Origin of the sequence: Paenibacillus phyllosphaerae (assembly GCF_014192105.1) — a bacterium.
Taxonomy (GTDB): Bacteria; Bacillota; Bacilli; order Paenibacillales; family Paenibacillaceae; genus Paenibacillus_Z; species Paenibacillus_Z phyllosphaerae.
Window position 1 is genome coordinate 69701 of the sequence record NZ_JACHXK010000018.1, and the last position, 19265, is coordinate 88965.

The window sequence follows — 19265 nt, forward strand, 5'->3', positions numbered from 1 at the left end:
ATATACGAAGGAGTTGGTTTGATGTTTAGACGCATTTCGGGTTGGTTTCTCGCTATCGTTCTTTGCCTGTCCTTCTTTTCATTTGTCCCGAATAGAGCCGAGGCTGCCGCCGCGAATCCGAATTTCGGGTTCGCTACGGGGTATTCGATTCTTACGATGAGCGAAGCGGACATGAACGCCTGGTTGAACGGCATTGCGGCCACAGGGGCTAAATATATCCGATTTGACTTCAGCTGGGCCTATGTTCAGTCCGGCGGCTCCGGATCCTATAACTGGTCTCAGACGGACCGGGTTGTGGATGCCGCGCTCGCGAAAGGCTTAAGCATTCTCCCCGTTGTCTCGCATCTTACCGGGTGGGCAGGTTCGCCGTCTACGATGAACCCGACCGATTTCCGCAACTTCGTGTATAACCTCGGCCTTCGCTACATCCCGAAAGGGATCACGGCCTATGAAATGTGGAACGAAGCGAATATCCAAGGCTTCTCGCCAGCGAATTATGTCACGAAGATTCTGATTCCGGGGGCGAACGGCATTCGCCAGGCCGCTTCCCAATTGGGAGAGACCGTGACCGTGGTGACAACGGGGCTTGCTCCGGCTGCGACTAACGGCACGCATTGGTCCATGTTGGATTATGTCACGGGCATTTACGCAAATGGAGGAAAAAATTATTTCGATGCCTTAGGCGTACATCCCTACACCTGGCCGAATGACCCGACGGTAATGACCAACTGGAACTGGCTGTTAAAGACGCCTGAATTATACGATGTCATGGCTGCCAACGGAGACGGGCACAAAAAACTGTGGGTAACCGAGAACGGGTATCCGACAAGCGCGACGAACGGCGTTACCGAGGCGCAGCAAGCGCAATATATGGAGGACGCCTACGAGATCTGGAAGTCGTTCCCATTCGCAGGCGGTCCGTACTTGATGTACGCTTATAAGGATTTGGGCACCGACGTTACCGACCCTGAAGACTTCTTCGGAATCGTCCGCCATAACGGCACGCTCAAGCCTGCTCACGCCACGGTCGTCAACATGATTGCAAGCAACCCGCCGGCCTCGCCATCTTCCACGGTAACAGCGCTTAACGTCACGAGCGCGATTACGGTTGACGGCAACCTCAATGAATCCGGTTGGACTGTGGATACGAGCGTAAGCAAGGGGCTAAGCGGTACGCCGAACAATACCGCTGCTTACGACGTCATGTGGAATAACAGCTACCTGTATGTCGGAGTCAAGGTGCTTGACGGCAATCTATATAAGGATTCGGCGAACAGCTGGGAGGACGATTCCGTAGAGATCTACATCGATCCCGGTCATAATCATACTACCGCCTATGAAGCCAATGATCGTCAATTTATGAAAGGGTATAATAACGCCGCTCTCTTCGAGAAAAACAACAATACTTCAGGCGTGCTGCACGGCTGGGCGCCAATAGCAGGCGGTTACAGCGTCGAGCTCGCGATCCCTTGGAGCAATCTGGGCATTGCGCCGACCAGCGGGGCGACGATCGGCTTCGATATCGGAATCAACGACGACGATAACGGCGGCACCCGCGATAGCCAGCTCGTCTGGAACGGCACGATCATGAACTGGACGGATACTTCGGGCTTCGGCGATGCCGTGCTGTCCGCAACTCCGACCGGCGGTGCGGTTACGTATTATAAAATCCAAAACCGTTGGAAGGATATCCAGTTCCTCTACGATGGCGGAACAAGGGTCAATTACGGCAACGGCGCCGGGGATGCCTATTTGTGGAGCTTGGAAACCTATAATGGCTATACGCGGATCCGCAATAAAGCGACAGGGGAATACATCCATATTAAGAACGGAGCAACCAACGTCGAGAGTACGGCCATTGCGGCAAGCGACGCCACGAGCCACTGGACAATCGCGAGCTCGTCCGCCACGACTACGGCCAAATCGATCAAGAGCGCGTCGAATAATAGCTACATCAATAACGAAACGCAGCTCGGATACGTAACTTGTGACCGAACGACCGTACCGTCCGATACCGCGTGGTCCTCCGAACAGTGGTTCTTCGTTCAGCAGTAGCACAAGGTAACAGTATCCACTTTTGTTGACATTTAACAAGTGCGATGCCATAATGAGCGTAAGCTATACGTTGAACGTGAATCAGGTAAACAAAGGCATTCCGACTATTTTTCCGGTCGGAATGCCTTTGTGCTTGATTAGAGAATTTTACATTTAATGTATAGTCATTCGCATAGCTAGGGGGTGTTCAAGCGAAGCCGGCAGTTTTACGCTATTGCATCTTTGGATTGGAAAAGAATGCGCGCTGCATGGTTCAAGTAAACGCAAGGAGGCCAACATGAATAACTTTGATATGAGAGATCGAATCTTACAGCAGCTTGTTCGTTTAGAAGAATCAAAAACTGATTTTTTAGATCATTTTCCATTGCCAGCCGGTTACGAGGAACGTAGGTCCGTCGCAATCCTTATGGAGCGCTATGTGCATCGATTAGAAAAACTTCTTTTCTTTTTAACGCATGATTCGGGTTTCCGCTTAAATTTTGTCATTATTGATAGCACCGTAACCATAATGAATACTCAGTTAAACACGCTGGAGAGTTATAAAATTTGTTTTCCCGACAACTCGGAAGTGGATGCTGGCCATATTTCGTTCTTATCTCCAATTGGCAGGCAATTGCTGCTAGCCCCCATCTATACGAACGTTAATCTAACGGTTCCCGATGGAGAGTGCGAATACGTCGTAAATCAAATTACGTTCTCGTAAAGTGTAATTTTAGCAGACAGTCAGAAGTATTTTGATCCGGAGGGTAAGATATGCGTTTCGTTTCGTCGACTAACAATCTAATCAGATCATGGGGTAGTATCTACGATGAGCCATAGTAGACTAGATCGAAAATATCAAGCCAAGGAAAGTCCGTTATATGAGACGGACGTGTGGGAGTGCAGCGACATCAAATGCGGTTGCTGGATGAGAAAGAGCATGGCATTCGTAACCGAACCACGATGTCCGCTATGCAAGTCCGAGATGGTCGGCAACATGAGAATGCTGCCAAAAGTCATTACTACCGCAAATTAAATACGTAACGAAGATGGGCTAAGGGTCGATATCGAACTTAGCCCATCTTTGCGTCCAGATTGCATAATTCGCCATAATTTGACACAGAAAACTCGATTCTGTCATTTATTGTCTGTGAAATTAGCTAGAAAGTCTCTGGGACGGATTGGAAGATTCAACGAAAATAGTACATGTTGCAAATGCTGAAGTCATAGGGGGACGAAACATGAAGAAACGTTGGATGACGGGGATTATTATCGCAGCCGGCCTACTCGTGCCCGCCACCGTATGGGCGGCGGCAGGTACTCAGATTAAAGCTCAGTTGGCCCCGCATATTACGCTGCTTTTGGAAGGACGCATGATCGGCACGCCAGCGGATGCTCCAATCACGTACAATGGCAAAACGTATGTGCCGCTTCGATTGGTCAGCGAGTCGCTTGGCTATGAGGCGAAATGGGACGGACAGAATAATACGATCGCCATCACGGTGCCGCAAGAAGATTATCCGCTTATTAAAAACGATGCGGTCGAGATTTTGACGACCGAAGGGAAACATGATTTTATTACGTCGATGAACAGCGCGTACTTTTTGGGCGGCATTAATTTAGACTTCGCTTACACGTTAACCAAGGATGTATCGCGTCCGCCTGTCATCGTGATGGAAATGCTCAATAAGGACCAGACCGTGCTGACGAGCGAAACGAAGCTGCTCAAAACAAAAGCGGGTACGTATACGGACTTCGTGATCGGCGATAAGATCCGCCTTCCTTATAGCATCAAGATGGCCCACGAAGACGTGACCAAACAGATGGCCAAAGACTATTACTTCCGCATTACGATTAAATGATGGTAGAACTAATTATTCAAAACTTAATACCGGCTATCTCGGATCTTGGCCCGCTTCTTCATTAAAAGATGGAGAAGCGGGCCGTATTTGATTTCATCCGTTCCAACTGATTTTCTCTTTGTACAGTTTAAACACGAGGTGCTATAATTTCCTTATCCTTCCATGAAAATTGAGGAGAAAGGGGAATGAACATGAGTCTGGTTGCTTGGGCCATCGCCGCAAGCGAAGTCCTCTTCTGGGTCGTCATTCTTATTGGACTTATTGCCCGTTATAAGTTCGGACGCAAGAAACTGGGGCTGTTCTTCCTGGCGTTAACCCCTGTCATCGACATCTTCCTGCTCGTCACGACGAGCATCGATCTTCACCGGGGAGCCACCGCAACCGTCGCGCACGCCCTCGCTGGCGTCTATATCGGCGTCTCGCTCGCTTTCGGATCAAGCATGATTAAGTGGGCGGATGAACGGTTCCGCTATTATGTCACCAAGCAAGGGGATAAACCAGCCAAACGGTACGGGATGGACCACGCCCGTCATTATTTCAAGGGCTGGATCCGGCATGTGATCGCTTTTGCTATCGGTGCCGGGATGCTGTACGGACTTATTCTCTACATTGATGATCCGCAGCGGACAGAAGCGATTCGAGGCGTGCTTCGGCTGTGGTCGATCATCGTCGGAATCGATCTCTTAATAACGGTGACGTACTTCATCTGGCCGCGAGAACCAAAGAAGGTCGGCAAATGATGGTTACAATTTGAGATCCGCTAATCAAGCGGGTCTTTTTTGTTATTTCAACGGCGGTTATCAGAAGCTAATCTCCCAACCTCACTTCACAATGAATTAAAACACAAAGACTAGGCTATATGGTATTTTTTAAGGGAAATTTGGTAAGGGAAGAGGGGTACCCGACGTGAATGATCTAACGCATGTAACTTCCGATTACGAAACCTATGTATCTTTTCTAGAACAGAAGCGGATTCGGGATATGAGCCAGCGGCCGGAGGAATGGGTCATCTCGAATAGTCTGCCGAAGAAGATTACGAAGGATGGACAAATGAATCATTTTCGCGGCAGCACATCCGTCATCCGATTATCTCTGCCCGATCGAGAAGCGTGCCAAGCCGCACAGACACGGTTGCTGAGGGAACTCGGGAGTCGTCTTGTCCCGCTTCTGCCCGAAACTTTTCACCTCACCATCCATTGTTTCAGCAATGAGAACAATACACCGGGCGGAGTTCAAGCGGTTCTAGCGGATGTCGATAAACGCGAAGGTGAAATTGCTGCAGCATTTCGGCTCATCGCCGAACAATACGGCGGACAGTCCATCCGAATGCGCTCCTTGGGCGCAAGCACGAACGGAAAAGATGTGGCGAGCGTCAAATACGCGCCTGCTTCCGAACGGGACTATACGATATTAATGGATTTGTACAACCGGATGAATAAGCTATTTCCGGAGAACGGTGATTATGTACCGCATGTTTCGTTAGCCTACTTCAAGCTCGAGAAGCTGAGCAAGGAAGAGATCGACAACCTATACGCAACGCTTGAGCAGATTCATGAAGAGCTACCGCTAGATATCGAGTTGGACATTGATCGCTTCGTGTACCAACATCATGAGCATATGAACGACTTCCGGGATATCTTCTCGATCCGTGAATTGCGGTAGATCAGAATCGCTTATCAGATCCGCGAAAATGACGGCTCCTATGTCCAACAATTGTCATACAACGGTATCCGCTGATTGCATCCGAATGGATGAGAACGGGGAAAATGCCGGCGACTTATGCACTTGCGCATAAGTCGCCGGCTTTCTTTTTTTCTATTCGTCATTCTCGCTTACGGCTGATTCGCCTTATACCATTCGGAGAACTGCTTCTGATACTCGGCGATGTATTTGTCCAGGCCGGCCGTCTTCAGCTTCTCAAGCGCTTTCGGGAAGTTCGATTCGTAATCCAGGAACCCGCTCGCGATCGGCGCCAAGAACTCGGAGAAGACGCCGTTCATTTTCGTTTCTTCGTTCTTCACAGGCGTATTGTCGAAGTTGAAGCCGGCCGCCTTGGAGATGATGGCGCCGTCGTCCCACGATTTGTACTGCGCAATGAAGTCGTCCGGAACCGACTTATCGAAGCGCATGAAATTTTTATTCATGAGCAGCCAATCCGGGATCAGCTCATCGGTCGTGTTGCGCGTCAGACGGCCGTTCTCATCAATCGTGTAGTCTGTATCCTTAAGACCGTAGGCGAACAGATCATACAATTCCTGATTCTTCTGCAGCAGGTTGAAGAACATTACATAACGCTCAGGATCGGCGGCATTGGCCGATACGAACCAGGCGGTGCTGTACGTGCCCCGGCTAATATTCGGCAGATCTTTGCTTAGAAAATAGTTCGTCAGCTTCGCGGTAGGAACGGCCTGCGTGATGGCGGCCGCGCCTTCGAACGGACGTGCCGCGGTTCCAGCCCAGAACATCGCCTTGCCGGAGTTCCAGTCGGATTGGAGCTGAGGCGAGTTGGTCGCCGCGTATTTCGGAATAATGCCCTTCGAATACCAGCCTCGCATAATCTCGGCGTATGCCTTGAATTCCTCGCTCTCGAACCAGCTGATGATCTGATCGTCCTTAGCCGCTTCGTCCACCGCCAGGAAGTCGTTCAGCCAATACAGATTCTTGTCCGTATATTCGTACATCAGTAATCTGCGGGCGTCGGTTGCCGCGTAGCCGACCAGATCCGGATGCTTCTCATGCACCTTATCGTAGAACTGCTCCAGCTCGGCCAGGGAAGTAATTGCGCTCATGCCGACCTCCTCGAGCAAATCTTGACGGGCCAAGACGCTGTAGAATTCCGCCGAGTTCGGCTTGTTGCCTACCGGTACCGCGTACTGCTTGCCTCCGAGTTGGAACGCTTTGAAAGAGGCTTCATCGACCGTGTTCTTCGTATCCGCGGCAGCCGCGCCGTCCATATACGGCGTCAAATCGGCGTACAATCCTTTGGCCACCGATTTGACCATGTAGTTCGTGTCGGTGTACGTGGCGAAATCCTCGCCGGTCGACAGCATGAGATCGGTCTTGCCGCCGCCGTATTCGGTCCAGGGCAGGAACTGGAATTCCACCTCGGCATTGATTTCTTTTTTGATGATGTCATTGAACTCCGCTTTGGACAATTCCTTCATCCGGTTGGATTCCTCGCCGTACAGCACGATCTTCAGCTTAGCCGGCTTCAAGCCCTCCGGAGCGCTTTCATTGCTGCCGTTCGCGGCCGTCTCTTCCGGTGCCGTCTGCTCTCCCGCCGAACCGCCGTTGTTGTTGCTGCACGCGGATAACAGAAGCATTGCCGATAATGCCGAACCTAACCAGACCCTTGTTTTGACCATGTCATAACCCTCCGATTCGTATGATCTTGCTTCTATTGTCAAGCGGCATGAAGGTATGCCTGATCCGTATCGCTCCGGTCACCTTTACCATCATACCGTGGACAAGCTTCGTTCGTCAGCCTTTTACGGAACCGACGATAATACCGCGGACAAAATACCGCTGCAGGAACGGATACAGCACCGCGATCGGCAGCACGGTCAGGCATGTCATCGCCATCTTGGCCGATTCGAGCGGCGGCGCGATCGTCACTCCGCTGATCTGCGCATTGGTACCCGATGCGAGATATTGAATGTTGGCCATCATGTAATACATCATGTATTGGATCGTATACAGCTTCTCGTCCGAGACGAGCATCAGCGGCAGGTAGAAATCGTTCCAGAACTGCAGCGCGTAGAAGAGCGAGATCGTCACGAGACCGACCTGGCCGAGCGGCAGCATAATGCGGAAGAAGATGCGGAAGTGTCCCGCGCCGTCCATCTGCGCGGATTCGATCACCTCGTGCGGAATGCTCTTGAAGTAGTTCGCCTGCAGATACATCAAGAATACGTTCATCAGATAAGGGACGAAGAGACCGGCCAGCGTATCGTCGAGATGATAGTATTTGGTGCACAAAATATACCAAGGCAGCGTGCCCCCGCTGAACAGCATCGTGAAATAAGCGAGAAACGCGAAGGAATTCCGGAAGCGGAAGCCCTTAGCCGTGATGACATACGCAAAGGCGGTCGTGACGAGCACGGCGCACACCGTCCCGAGCACGGTGACGATAACGGAAGTCATATACGCCCGCAGAATTTGCTCGGCTTTGGATCCGAACATGAAAGTGTACGTCTCCAGCGTGAACCCACGGGGGAGGAAGGAGTAGCCTTCCGCGGCCAGCCGCGATTCCGTCGACAGGGAGCCGGAGACGGCAAGCACGAAGGGTGCCAGGCAGATCAGGGCGAATACGCCGATACATAGATAAAAGAAGGCGATAAGCGTTCGGTTCTCTTGATTGGGCATCTCACATGTCTCCTAGAATAGTTTACTTTCCTTGTCGTACCAGCCGGCCAGCTTGTTCGCGATCAGAACAAGCACAAGTCCGAAAACGGACTGATAGAGCGTGATGGCCGAGGCGAAGCCGAATTCGCCCGAACGGATCGCCGTCCGGTAGACGTACACGTCGATAATATCGGTCGTCGGCAGCAGCAGCGGATTCAGGAAGGTAACGCCCATAATCATGCTGAGATCGCCCTTGAGCATGCCGCCGATACTGAGCAGCGTCAGCAGAATAATGGATGGGATGAGCAGCGGCAGCGTAATGCGCGTGATGAGCTGCATCCTGGAAGCGCCGTCAATTCTGGCCGCTTCATAATAGGAAGTGTCGATCCCCTGGAGCACGGCGTAGTAGATGATGGCGCCATAGCCGGCGCTCTTCCAGATGTTGGCGAGCACGAGCACGATGACGAACAGCCACGGATGGGCGTACCAGTCGACAGGTGCAAGTCCGGTCCACTCGAGCAGACGGTTCACCAGTCCCTTATCGAAATCCAACAGGGAGAACAGAATCGCGCCGATGACGATCCACGAAATAAAATGCGGGAAGAACATGACGCTCTGGGTCACTTTAATGAATCCTTTGCTCCTGAGCTCGTTCAAGATAATGGCGATCGCTACCGAGAAGAACGTGCCGGTCAGCATGTACAGGACGTTCAGCATGACCGTATTGCGCGTCGCGCGGATCGCGCTGTCCAGACTCGAGAAGAAGAAGTCGAAATTATCGAATCCCGCCCAAGGGCTGCCGAATATGCCGCCGTTGTAATTGTAATTTTTGAATACGAGGATGAGGCCGCTCATCGGCAAGTACGCGAACAAGATGAGCACGATCACGCCGGGCAGCGCCAGCAGGAATAGAGGATAGTCGCTGCGCAGGGTATTGAACCGTCTTTTGCGCCTGGCCGTTCGTTCCAGCCGCAAGGCTTCTTCGGACATCGGGGACACACTCCTTTTTTGATTTGAGCATATCGTCGCCGCAATGTAAGCGCCATCACAAAGTGAAAACGCTTAATTAACGCCCCTTGAAGCAGCTTAAAAAAAGTAAAAAAGCTTAAAAAGGCCGTAGTTACAGCCTTTTTAAGCCTTAATGAACAACAAAAACCCCCGAAAGCCGAAGCTGACGGGGAGAGGGGTGGGGGAGGCAATGGGATTAATTACGCTGCTGCAAAATATGGCTCAACCGCCATTTGGACGGGGTGACGCCATAACGCTTTTTGAATAACGTCGTAAAGTAGGTGCTGCTGTTATAGCCTGACCGTTCCGCCACTTCCTTGATGTCCAGCTCAAGCTCCGTCGTCAGGATGTCTCGCGCATGTTCGAGCCGCACCCAATTGACGAAGTCGGGGAAACTTGCCCCCGTCGCTTCCGTAATCAGTTTGCTCAGATACGAAGGGCTGATCGCTAGTTTCTCCGCAAGACTGTTCAGGGAGAGAGCCGGGTTGCCGTAATGCGCGCGAATGTAGGCGATCGCTTCATCGGCTACGTGTCTGGTGTGGACCGTGTTCAGTTCTTTCATCCGTTCGTAGGCCTGGGCGCAGAGCTGCTCGAGCCATGCCCGCAGTTCCTCGTAAGTCCTCATCCGCCAAATCTGCTGATAGTGCTCCACGACATCGCGACGCGCGGCTCTCTCCGTCATGCCGGATTCCGCGATTCGTTCCAGATCTCCCGCCAGTCTCGACAAGGCGATGGCCGCTTGTTCGGCTCGGCAGGCGCCGGCTGCAGCCAATAGACGCTCGACCGCTCTTGGAATCAGCTCGTGTTCCTGATTGCGAATGACCTGCAGGACGGATTCCGCTACATTGTCGGGCAGTGGTTCGCGGCTCGCATGCTGCAGGTCTTCCGCGTAACCGACCGGTACCCGGTACTGAAATTTCAACACCTGCAGGCAATCGCTCGCTTCCTCGTATAGCTGCTTCAACCGCCCGGAGTCGGTGGATGCGCTGCTAACTCCGATGCAACAGGACGATACGCCCGGCCATGACCGGACTTGGTAGACGAGCTGCTCCCAATGTTCACGATACGCGTTAGGCTGGGCAAGACTGCCGGGTTCCGTCTCGCTGACGATCAGCACGGCGGCTTCGCGGTGCGGGAAGAACGCGCGGCAGGAGACCGTCCCGTTGAACAGCCGCTCCGCGATCTGGGGCAGACTCCTGACGAGCTCCGACCAAGTTTCACCTTGGAGGACGCCAGCCGAATCCATCCGGGTCAGCTGAAGGACGGCGACGCAGAATGCCGTATGATCGGCCCCTTCCCGCATCCGCGGAAGCGCAGCAGGCTGCTGTTCGCCAGCCCGTTCAGGCGACGTTAGCCAGCGAAGCAGGGCGCCATCTTCGTTCTCGCGCTTCAGCGCCTTGTACTGCTCTGCGAACCGGTCGAGCTCGCGGCTTGCTTCCTCGAAGCCGGTGCCATGCGCGAAGGCGGCGCGTTCACCGGGAAGACTCCGGATGCTGCCGAATAACGTCCCGATCGGCTTATACAGGCGATGGGAGACGAAGGCCGCCACGGCCGCCGCCGCGGCCATTAACGAGAGGCATAGAACGGTCATGAACCGGAGCGCATTGGATATATCGCGGATGCTGTTCTGATAGGAAGTCTCCGACAGAAACCAAAGGCCGCCGGTTTGCGCCTGTCTGTACGTGATCAGCAGCTTGCCGCTCTCCTCGGATTCCCACACGAGCGTGCCGGATTTGCTTGTGCCCTCGGCGATGCGCTGCAGCATCTCTTCGTCGAAAGCAGTGTTCGCGGCCCCATTCTGCATCAGGACCGTTCCGTCACGATTCGCAACGGCATAACGCGTATCGTCGCCGCCTTCGTCCGTGAACAGATTCGCCTGCAGCTTGCGCAGATTAACCGTGAGCGCGATGGCCCCGTTGTACGCGCTGCTATCGAAGGCGCGGTCGTTATAGAAGGCGACCATGACCGATTCGCGGGTCCCGTCGTTGCGCGCCGCGTTCCAGACGAAAGGGGACTGCTTGATAACGCTCCCCGAGACAAGCTTGAACAATTCCTGTTTGGCCGTCTCGTCCAGCGGGTTGTTCTCGAACATCATCACCGGCTCGGAGCTGCCCATAATATAAGCGTTCTCGAGAAAGGCGTTGACCGATAGCGTTCCCCGGACCTGGCTGAGCGCCCCGTACAGCTGATCGCTCCAGCTGTTATCCCCGCTTTGCATCACCGTGTTTATATTCGGATTGCCATAGAAGCCCATCGTATATTTCTGCACCATATCCATGTATTTCGTAAAGACGGTTTCTGTATTCAAGAGAACGCTTTCATTTGTTTGGTTGACATGGTCGATCGTTTTCTCCCTGAACCAGAAGTACAAAGCCGTCGCCAGCACTAGCACCGAACAGATCGAGATCAAGCTTAAGCTGATGAAAAAACGGATTTGCAGCTGCCTCTCTTTGAACATCGCCATCGCTCCTTTATATGAATACTACTATAGCGGGTTTTCCTGATCCTGTTAACCTGCTATTCAAGAAAGGCGGGCAATGAGGACATGAAAGTATAAAAATACGAAAAATAAGCAGGTTTGCGCTAACGTTCTGATTTGTAGTTGAACTATACTCGGCTTACGATTCGATCCAAATCCGTGTCAAGGGGGAAATAAGAGTGGCTACGTTTCGCAATCCCGTTCTGCCAGGCTTCTATCCGGATCCGTCCGCAATCCGCGTTGGAGACGACTATTATCTCGTCACGTCCAGCTTTGAGTTTTACCCTGGGGTGCCGATCTTCCACAGCAAGGATCTCGTGAATTGGCGCCAGATCGGCCATGTGCTGGACCGGCCGTCGCAGCTGAATCTGGACGGCATCTTGCCGTCGCGGGGAATCTGGGCGCCGACGCTGCGCTATCATAACGGCCTCTATTATATGATTACGACATTCGTGGATAACGAGAAGGAATGCCATAACTTCTATGTGACGGCGACCGATCCGGCGGGCAGCTGGTCGGATCCGGTGTGGCTGGACGATGCGCCGGGCATCGATCCTTCGCTGTTCTTCGACGAAGACGGGAAGGTCTACTACACGGGGAACCGGGTGCCGCCGGAAGGGCAGCAGTATCCGAAGCATATGGATATCTGGCTGCAAGAGCTGGATATCGCTAGCGGCCGGCTGATCGGGCCGAAGACGAGCATCTGGCAAGGGGCGCTCAAAGTAGCGCATGCCCAGGAAGGCCCGCATCTGTACAAAATCGGGAAGTGGTACTATCTGCTGATCGCGGAGGGCGGCACCGGCCATACCCATGCGATTACGATCGCCCGCAGCGAATCGGTCGCAGGACCTTACGAGGGCTACAAAGGAAACCCGATTCTAACGCATCGTCATCTCGGCCGCAATTATCCGATCGTCAATGTCGGCCACGGCGAACTGATCGAGACGCAGAACGGAGATTGGTGGATGCTGTGCCTCGCTTCGAGGCCGTACGGCGGCTATTATCGCAACTTGGGACGCGAGACGTTCCTGGTGCCGGTCGCCTGGGAGCGCGAATGGCCGGTCGTCAATCCGGGCAAAGGGATCGTCGAGCTGGAGGCGGAAGCGCCGAATTTGCCTCAGACGCCTGTGGCGCAGCTGCCGGTAAGAGACGACTTCGATCAGCCCGAGCTTGCGCCGGTCTGGAACTTCATGCGCACGCCTCGCGGCGAATTCTGGAGCCTGACCGAACAGCCGGGGTCGCTCCGTCTGAAGCTGAAGAACGAATCGATCGAGCGTCATGAGAATCCGTCCTTCATCGGGCGAAGACAGCAGCATATGAGCTTCCGCGCCGAGACCGCGATGCGCTTCGCGCCGCAGCAGCCAGGCGATAGGGCAGGGCTTGTCCTGCTCCAGAATGCGGACTATCAGTTCAGGATCGAGTATGGCAACGCGGACGGAATATCGGCCATCCGGCTGATCGAGCGCAAGGACGGGACCGAATCCATCCTTGGCGCGGTTCCATACGCCGGCGATACGCTGGTGCTGAGAGCGGAGGCGCACGGGCAGCGGTACAGCTTCTACTGGCGCGAGTCCGAATCTGCGTCATGGCAGCCGCTCGTCGAGGCGGCCGACGGCACCATTCTGAGCACCGATCGGGCCGGCGGGTTCACCGGCGCCTATATCGGCATGTATGCGGCAGGAGACGAATCGGCGCATACGCGAGCAGCAGACTTCGACTGGTTCAGCTATGAACCGATTGACAGCTAGGAGGAGGGGCAAACAATGATCGCACAACAAGCAACGTATCCGACGCCGGAACTGCCCGTCATCCCGGACCGCACCTTCCATCTGCATGCGTTCGTGCCTGCGCCGGACCCGCTCGCGCTCTGCACGGAAGCGCTCCAGCAAGCGATCGATACATGCAGCGAGGCAGGCGGCGGAACGGTCGTCATTCCTCCGGGAATCTGGCGGAGCGGGCCGCTTCGTCTCCGCAGCCGCCTGAGACTCCATGCCGAAGAGGGCGCGCTCATTTTGTTCGAACCTGAGCCGGAATTGTACCCGCTCACCGAATCGCAGTATGAAGGTGAGACGGCCATCCGCTGCCAGGCGCCGCTCGATGGCGAAGATCTGGAGGACATCGCGTTCACGGGAGGCGGCGTCTACGACGGGGGCGGCCAAGGCTGGCGGCCGGTCAAACGGTTCAAGTTGACGGTCAATCAGTGGAGCGAGCTCGTTAAGTCGGGCGGCGTGCTGAATGAGGCGGGGGACATGTGGTGGCCGTCGACGGAAGCGATGAACGGCGAAGCGCTCGTCCGTTCCTTGCGGGAGCAAGGCGTGAACGAGCCCGATGTCTACTTGCCGGCAAGGACGTTCCTGCGTCCCGCGCTGCTCAGCATCCGCGGCAGCAAGCGGGTGAGGCTCGAGGGACCGACCTTCCAGAACTCGCCGGCTTGGTGCCTACATCTGCATAGCTGCGAGCAGGTAACGGTACGGAACCTGAACGTGCGCAACCCTTGGTATTCGCAGAATGGCGACGGACTCGATCTGGATTCGTGCCGCCACGCGCTCGTCGAGCACAGTACGTTCGACGTCGGCGATGACGCCATCTGCCTCAAGTCGGGCAAAGACGAAGAAGGCCGCAGAAGGGCGCTGCCGACGGAGTATGTTACGATCCGTCATTGCACCGTCTATCATGGTCACGGCGGCATCGTGATCGGGAGCGAGATGTCGGGCGGCGTAAGGGCTGTACGGGCATCGGATTGCCAATTCATGAATACGGACATCGGGCTGCGGTTCAAGAGCGCGAGGGGACGCGGCGGCATCGTCGAAGATATCGTCATGGAACGGATTCGGATGCACGGCATCCAGCGGGAAGCGGTATCGTTCCATCTGTTCTACGCCGGCGTCGAAGGATCGGAAGGCTATGAGGAGGCGAAGCATGCCGTATCGGAAGAAACGCCCGTCTTCCGCGATATTACGCTGCGGGATCTGTCATGCGTCGGAGCGGAGACGGCGCTGCTCATCAACGGACTGCCGGAACTGCCGCTAAGCCGGCTTACGGTGGACGGATTCGAGGCCGAGACCGTCCGCGGCGTCGTCGGACGCAATGCCGACCAGCTGAAGCTTGCGCGGCTCAAGCTGCGAACAGCCGTCTTGCCGGAAGTTCAACTTACCCATTGTACGCTGGCGGAGATGATTGAACCGGAAGATCGGCGGGAGTAGCAGGGGCTGTTAGCTCACATCCGGTTGTCAACTTAACGGCGTATGGCTGCCATTGACGCGGGAATGACCGGACTTGGCTTGCTTGCGGTATTGCAGAGGCGTCTGGCCGGTCGCCTTCTTGAACGTCTTATTGAAATGCGACAGATGCTCGAAGCCCACGGCGAAAGCGATATCCTGAATCTTCTGCCGGGAATGGGCCAGCAGCTGCTGGGCTTCGCGAACGCGGATATGGATGATATATTCGCGAAAATGAAACCCGGTCAGCCGGTGGAAGATTCGGCTGAGATACGAGCTGCTTAAATAGAAATGCTTTGCCGTATCTTCGAGCGTCAGCGCTTCGCGGTAATGCTCGCGCATGTAGGCGGCGATCTCCGACACTTTGGCATGCAGCGAGTAACGGGCGACACCGCTCGTGTCCGCCTGCTCGGCACGGCTGAGCAGAATGATAAGTTCGGCAAGCAGTGACAAGCAGCACGCCTCATAGTACGGCCTCGATTGGTGGCATTCTTCCAGCATGCGGCCCAGCAGCCGTTGCACTTCGTCCTGCTCGCGGAGCGATAGCGGGAATACGCGGAAGCGTTTGCCTGACGGCAACAGATCGGCTTCCTGCAGAGCAGGAGGCAGGACCGTCTTGTCGTAATTAATTAAGATCCGCTCGAATATGGCCATCTCGGAGCTGGCCGTCGCATGGATCTCATGCTCGGCGATCAGAATCAGCTCGCCCTTGCGAACGGTTACAACTTCGCTGTCGACGAAGTAGACTCGCTCGCCTTCGAGCAAATAGTAGAGCTCGATCGCGGCATGGCTGTGAGGACGCGGCATCGCCGTTACGCCGGTGCGTTTCATGTGCTGGATACTCAGCTTGCCGCCTTCGAGATGATATTTGGGATTAGGCTCGGTCGCTGCGGGCATGTCGTGCCTCCATCTTCGTTCGATCGTAGAATCGTTTTAGTACCATCAGTATAAATAAGTTTGCTCAGCTTGGAAAGGAGCCCCATTATGCTCATTACCGTATCCGCTCAAGGCGAAGCCGATTTTCGCCGCTTGCAAGAGGCGGTCGATTCGGTCGCTCGCGATGTCCAGGAGCCCGTTACGATCCGTATCCGACCGGGCATCTACGAAGAGAAAGTGACGGTGCCTGCTTCCGCGCCACCGATCTTGCTGCTGGGCGAGGACCGCGACCGGACGGTTCTCACCTGGTCGGACAATGCCCACACGCTCGGACCGGACGGCGCACCTCTCGGCACGTTCCGGACAGGGACGCTGAATATTTTCGCAAGCCGATTCACGGTTGAGAATATGACCGTGCGCAACGATTCCGGCCCCGGAACAGGCCAGGCGGTAGCCGCATTCGTCGACGCCGATCAGGCGGTGTTCCGCCGCGTGCGGCTTATGGGCGATCAAGACACGCTGTATACGGGCAACGGCAAGCAATATTATGGCGAATGTTATATCGAAGGCGATGTCGATTATATCTTCGGACCGGCAACAGCCGTATTCGACCGCTGCCAGCTGCATTCGAAGCGCTCGAGAGGTTATATCACGGCCGCTTCAACGCCGGAGGGAACCGCATTCGGATATGTATTCCTCGATTGCGAGATTACGGGCGGCGAAGGCGTCAGCGACGTGTACCTCGGCAGACCGTGGCGCCCGTTCGCCCATGTGGCCTTCATCCGGACGAAGATCGACGGTTCCATTACGCCGGAGGGTTGGCACAATTGGGGACAGCCCGAACGCGAGACGACGAGCCGTTACGAGGAATATGGCAGCACCGGAATTGGCGGCGGCACGCACAAGCGGGTGGACTGGTCTCGCCAATTGACGGCGGAAGAAGCTGCCCAATTTCGAATTCTCCCCATTCTGGATGGCTGGCATCCGGAAGGATACTGACCAATCTGGGAGAAGAAGGAGGATGCGCGGTGGAGAGGCTTGAACACTATTTAACGTCGCTGATGCGGCAGGCGGAAGGTAGAAGAAATGAACATGCGTCACAAGATCGGGCGGCACGGCGCGCCTTCCTCACTGCGGAATTCGGGCGATTGCTCGGCCATTTCCCGGACGAAGCGCCGGAACTGGCGCCGCGCCTCTTGGAGCGGACCACGTGCAGCGGCTACGTGCGCGAGCGGATTGAGATCCGCACAGTGGAGGGACTGGCGATGGCCATCTACGTGCTGATCCCCGCTCGTCCGGCCGACGAGCGGACGCCTGCGGTCATCGCCTTGCACGGCCATGGCTATGGAAGCCGCGAGATTGTCGGGTTGGAGCCCGATGGCAGCGAGCGGGGCGACAATCCGGGCCTGCACAAGGACTTCGCCGTCGAGCTCGCCTTGCAAGGATTCGTCGTGGCGGCGCCGGAGCTGATCGGCTTCGGCGACCGGAGACTTGAGGAAGACAGGCGGGAAGGGCCGGGCAAGTCGTCCTGCTTCAAGCTGGCGGCCCACCTGCTGATGGCAGGGCGAACGCTGGCGGGACTTCGGATTCGCGAGACGTCGCGCGTGATCGATTATTTGGAACGCCGTTCGGATGTGGATCCTTCGCGAATCGGAATCATGGGCATCTCCGGCGGCGGGCTGGTCGCGGGCTTCACGGCGGCGCTCGACGCGAGAATCCGCTCCGTTGTCGTCAGCGGCTACGCGAGCTTGTTCGAAGCGAGCATCCTGGACCGCAATCATTGTCTGGATAACTATATTCCCGGTATCTTGCCTGTAGCGGAGATGCCCGAACTATTGGGATTGGTCGCGCCGAGAGGATTGTTCATCGAGTCCGGCGACGCCGACCGCGTCTTCCCGCACGAACCGGCCGTTCAGGCCTATCGCGAGCTGCAGGCGGAATATTCGGCATCCGGCGCGCCGGATGCGCTCGGAGCGGATTTTTTCGAAGGCGGGCATGAGATACACGGAACAGCGGCCTATGCATGGCTGCGCGAACAATTGGGTCATGGAGGGAATGCCTAATGACGGAAGCGAATCAACTGGTTGCGGTCAAGAGCTGGCCGCAGAGGATCGCCGACACCATCTTGGATCAGTGCCGCGAAGACGGCTATCACGACTACCCGCTCGAGCGGTGGGCGTATGTCCCGGGCATGCTGCTCATGGCAATGGGACGGGCGGGCAAGCAATTGAACGACGAACGCTATTATTCGTTCATGCATCGCCATATGGACCACTTCATCGCGGAGGACGGGTCGATCTCGACCTATACGCTGGAGGAATACAATCTCGACCAGATTAACCAAGGCAAGAATCTGTTCATGCAGTACGAACGCACGGGCGACGAGCGATACGCCAAGGCAGCGCATACGCTGGCCGCGCAGCTGATCAGTCAGCCCCGCACCACGGCAGGCGGCTTCTGGCACAAGAAGGTTTACCCGTTCCAAATGTGGCTCGACGGCCTGTACATGGCGTCGCCCTTCCTGGCTGAATATGCTCGGACGTTCGATCGGCCAGAGCTAATGGACGAGACGGCGCACCAGCTCATCCTTGTGGAAAGTAAGACCCGGGATAAACGCACCGGGCTGCTCTATCATGCGTGGGATGAAGCGATCGAACAGGACTGGGCGGATTCGGTGACCGGGCAGGCTTCGAATTTCTGGAGCAGGGCGATGGGTTGGTACGCGATGGCGATGGTGGATTGTCTGGAGCATTTCCCAGTAGCGCATCCCAAACGGGGCACGATCATCGGCTTGTTCGAACGGATGTGCCATGCGCTCGTTCGCGTGCAGGATCCGGCGAGCGGCCTCTGGTACCAGGTGTTGGATCAAGGCGCGCGGAAGGGCAACTACCTCGAAGCTTCGGGTTCGATCATGTTCGTTTACGCGATGGCCAAAGGATTACGGCTCGGCTACTTAAGCGGCGTCTTCCGCGCACCGATGCTAAAAGGGTGGGAAGGCATCGTCAGGGAGTTGGTGACCGAGGACGAGCGGGGCGTCCATCTGCACCGGATCTGCCAAGGCGCCGGTCTCAGTCATGATCGGAACGGCACCTTCGACTATTACATCTCCGAGCCGGTCGTCTCCGACCATTATATGGGGATCGGTCCGCTGCTGCTGGCCGCGCTCGAGATCGAACGATTGACGAATTAAGAGAAGACAGGCGAACCGATTATCGTCCACAGACCGTAATCGGTTTTTTGCTGTGCGTTGTTCTGGATCATCGACGGCACCGCGCTCGAACGGGAGCGCTAACGTCCATATGACATCAGCTCGTTTTTGATAATCAACGGCTCAGAAACCTGCTATTTTCTTGCGACTTTCTTGATGTGCCCATAAAAACTGCACATAATTCTTGTACATTGTAAGCGCTATCTATCGGGTGCTATAGTCGTCGTGCATCCAAA

General features: G+C 55.3%; 16 protein-coding genes. 11 read left to right on the forward strand and 5 right to left on the reverse strand.

The annotated features are described in order from the left end of the window. Positions 1-21: 21 nt before the first annotated feature. The 6 genes from FHS18_RS26685 (at position 22) to FHS18_RS26710 (ending at position 5558) form a co-directional block, all read left to right on the forward strand. Positions 22-2055: a CBM9 family sugar-binding protein gene (locus FHS18_RS26685; protein ID WP_183603437.1), complete on the forward strand. Its 2034-nt coding sequence runs from the start codon at positions 22-24 to the stop codon at positions 2053-2055. Between the two features lie 277 nt (positions 2056-2332). After that, positions 2333-2758, forward strand: a complete 426-nt coding sequence (locus FHS18_RS26690) for a GreA/GreB family elongation factor (RefSeq protein ID WP_183603438.1) — start codon at positions 2333-2335, stop codon at positions 2756-2758. 105 nt (positions 2759-2863) lie between these two features. Next, positions 2864-3070, forward strand: a complete 207-nt coding sequence (locus FHS18_RS26695; RefSeq protein WP_183603439.1) for a cold-inducible protein YdjO-related protein — start codon at positions 2864-2866, stop codon at positions 3068-3070. A gap of 205 nt (positions 3071-3275) precedes the next feature. After that, the gene (locus FHS18_RS26700; RefSeq protein WP_183603440.1) at positions 3276-3896 is read left to right on the forward strand and encodes a stalk domain-containing protein; all 621 of its coding nucleotides are present in this window, start codon (positions 3276-3278) and stop codon (positions 3894-3896) included. 191 nt (positions 3897-4087) lie between these two features. Continuing rightward, entirely contained in the window at positions 4088-4636 is a 549-nt protein-coding gene (locus FHS18_RS26705) for a hypothetical protein (RefSeq protein ID WP_183603500.1), read from the forward strand. Between the two features lie 166 nt (positions 4637-4802). Beyond that, positions 4803-5558: a hypothetical protein gene (locus FHS18_RS26710; RefSeq protein WP_183603441.1), complete on the forward strand. Its 756-nt coding sequence runs from the start codon at positions 4803-4805 to the stop codon at positions 5556-5558. 170 nt (positions 5559-5728) lie between these two features. Here FHS18_RS26710 and FHS18_RS26715 read toward each other — a convergent pair whose 3' ends face one another. From FHS18_RS26715 to FHS18_RS26730, 4 genes are all read right to left on the reverse strand, one after another. After that, positions 5729-7261 carry a DUF3502 domain-containing protein gene (locus FHS18_RS26715; RefSeq protein ID WP_183603442.1) on the reverse strand — a complete coding sequence of 511 codons (1533 nt, stop codon included), beginning with the start codon at positions 7259-7261 and terminating at the stop codon, positions 5729-5731. 115 nt (positions 7262-7376) lie between these two features. Next, complete coding sequence (locus FHS18_RS26720) at positions 7377-8261, reverse strand: carbohydrate ABC transporter permease (protein WP_183603443.1); 885 nt, start codon at positions 8259-8261, stop codon at positions 7377-7379. Positions 8262-8273: 12 nt separating this feature from the next. Next, on the reverse strand, positions 8274-9230 hold the full coding sequence (locus tag FHS18_RS26725) for an ABC transporter permease (RefSeq protein WP_183603444.1): 957 nt from the start codon (positions 9228-9230) through the stop codon (positions 8274-8276). A gap of 214 nt (positions 9231-9444) precedes the next feature. Continuing rightward, the gene (locus FHS18_RS26730; RefSeq protein ID WP_183603445.1) at positions 9445-11706 is read right to left on the reverse strand and encodes a helix-turn-helix domain-containing protein; all 2262 of its coding nucleotides are present in this window, start codon (positions 11704-11706) and stop codon (positions 9445-9447) included. 200 nt (positions 11707-11906) lie between these two features. On the opposite strand from FHS18_RS26730, the gene FHS18_RS26735 reads away from it, so the two are divergent. After that, the gene (locus FHS18_RS26735) at positions 11907-13475 is read left to right on the forward strand and encodes a family 43 glycosylhydrolase (protein ID WP_183603446.1); all 1569 of its coding nucleotides are present in this window, start codon (positions 11907-11909) and stop codon (positions 13473-13475) included. A 15-nt stretch (positions 13476-13490) separates the two neighbouring features. Then, complete coding sequence (locus FHS18_RS26740) at positions 13491-14930, forward strand: glycoside hydrolase family 28 protein (RefSeq protein WP_183603447.1); 1440 nt, start codon at positions 13491-13493, stop codon at positions 14928-14930. Positions 14931-14957: 27 nt separating this feature from the next. Here FHS18_RS26740 and FHS18_RS26745 read toward each other — a convergent pair whose 3' ends face one another. Further along, the gene (locus FHS18_RS26745; RefSeq protein ID WP_183603448.1) at positions 14958-15842 is read right to left on the reverse strand and encodes a helix-turn-helix transcriptional regulator; all 885 of its coding nucleotides are present in this window, start codon (positions 15840-15842) and stop codon (positions 14958-14960) included. Positions 15843-15929: 87 nt separating this feature from the next. Here FHS18_RS26745 and FHS18_RS26750 point away from each other — a divergent pair, with 87 nt between their 5' ends. Genes FHS18_RS26750 through FHS18_RS26760 form a run of 3 tightly spaced genes read left to right on the forward strand, consistent with a single transcriptional unit; the run spans position 15930 to position 19011 of the window. After that, positions 15930-16820 carry a pectinesterase family protein gene (locus tag FHS18_RS26750; RefSeq protein WP_221401472.1) on the forward strand — a complete coding sequence of 297 codons (891 nt, stop codon included), beginning with the start codon at positions 15930-15932 and terminating at the stop codon, positions 16818-16820. 29 nt (positions 16821-16849) lie between these two features. Then, positions 16850-17884, forward strand: a complete 1035-nt coding sequence (locus FHS18_RS26755; RefSeq protein ID WP_343060691.1) for an alpha/beta hydrolase family protein — start codon at positions 16850-16852, stop codon at positions 17882-17884. After that, entirely contained in the window at positions 17884-19011 is a 1128-nt protein-coding gene (locus FHS18_RS26760; protein ID WP_183603449.1) for a glycoside hydrolase family 88/105 protein, read from the forward strand. The genes FHS18_RS26755 and FHS18_RS26760 overlap by 1 nt, the downstream gene beginning before the upstream one ends. Positions 19012-19265: the final 254 nt, after the last annotated feature.

Coding starts and splice junctions, on each gene's coding strand:
- FHS18_RS26715 (WP_183603442.1), bottom strand. CDS start 7,261: ATGGTCAAAACAAGGGTCTGGTTAGGTTCGGCATTATCGGCAATGCTT.
- FHS18_RS26750 (WP_221401472.1), top strand. CDS start 15,930: ATGCTCATTACCGTATCCGCTCAAGGCGAAGCCGATTTTCGCCGCTTG.
- FHS18_RS26685 (WP_183603437.1), top strand. CDS start 22: ATGTTTAGACGCATTTCGGGTTGGTTTCTCGCTATCGTTCTTTGCCTG.
- FHS18_RS26745 (WP_183603448.1), bottom strand. CDS start 15,842: ATGCCCGCAGCGACCGAGCCTAATCCCAAATATCATCTCGAAGGCGGC.
- FHS18_RS26740 (WP_183603447.1), top strand. CDS start 13,491: ATGATCGCACAACAAGCAACGTATCCGACGCCGGAACTGCCCGTCATC.
- FHS18_RS26760 (WP_183603449.1), top strand. CDS start 17,884: ATGACGGAAGCGAATCAACTGGTTGCGGTCAAGAGCTGGCCGCAGAGG.
- FHS18_RS26725 (WP_183603444.1), bottom strand. CDS start 9,230: ATGTCCGAAGAAGCCTTGCGGCTGGAACGAACGGCCAGGCGCAAAAGA.
- FHS18_RS26730 (WP_183603445.1), bottom strand. CDS start 11,706: ATGTTCAAAGAGAGGCAGCTGCAAATCCGTTTTTTCATCAGCTTAAGC.
- FHS18_RS26695 (WP_183603439.1), top strand. CDS start 2,864: ATGAGCCATAGTAGACTAGATCGAAAATATCAAGCCAAGGAAAGTCCG.
- FHS18_RS26700 (WP_183603440.1), top strand. CDS start 3,276: ATGAAGAAACGTTGGATGACGGGGATTATTATCGCAGCCGGCCTACTC.
- FHS18_RS26705 (WP_183603500.1), top strand. CDS start 4,088: ATGAGTCTGGTTGCTTGGGCCATCGCCGCAAGCGAAGTCCTCTTCTGG.
- FHS18_RS26690 (WP_183603438.1), top strand. CDS start 2,333: ATGAATAACTTTGATATGAGAGATCGAATCTTACAGCAGCTTGTTCGT.
- FHS18_RS26720 (WP_183603443.1), bottom strand. CDS start 8,261: ATGCCCAATCAAGAGAACCGAACGCTTATCGCCTTCTTTTATCTATGT.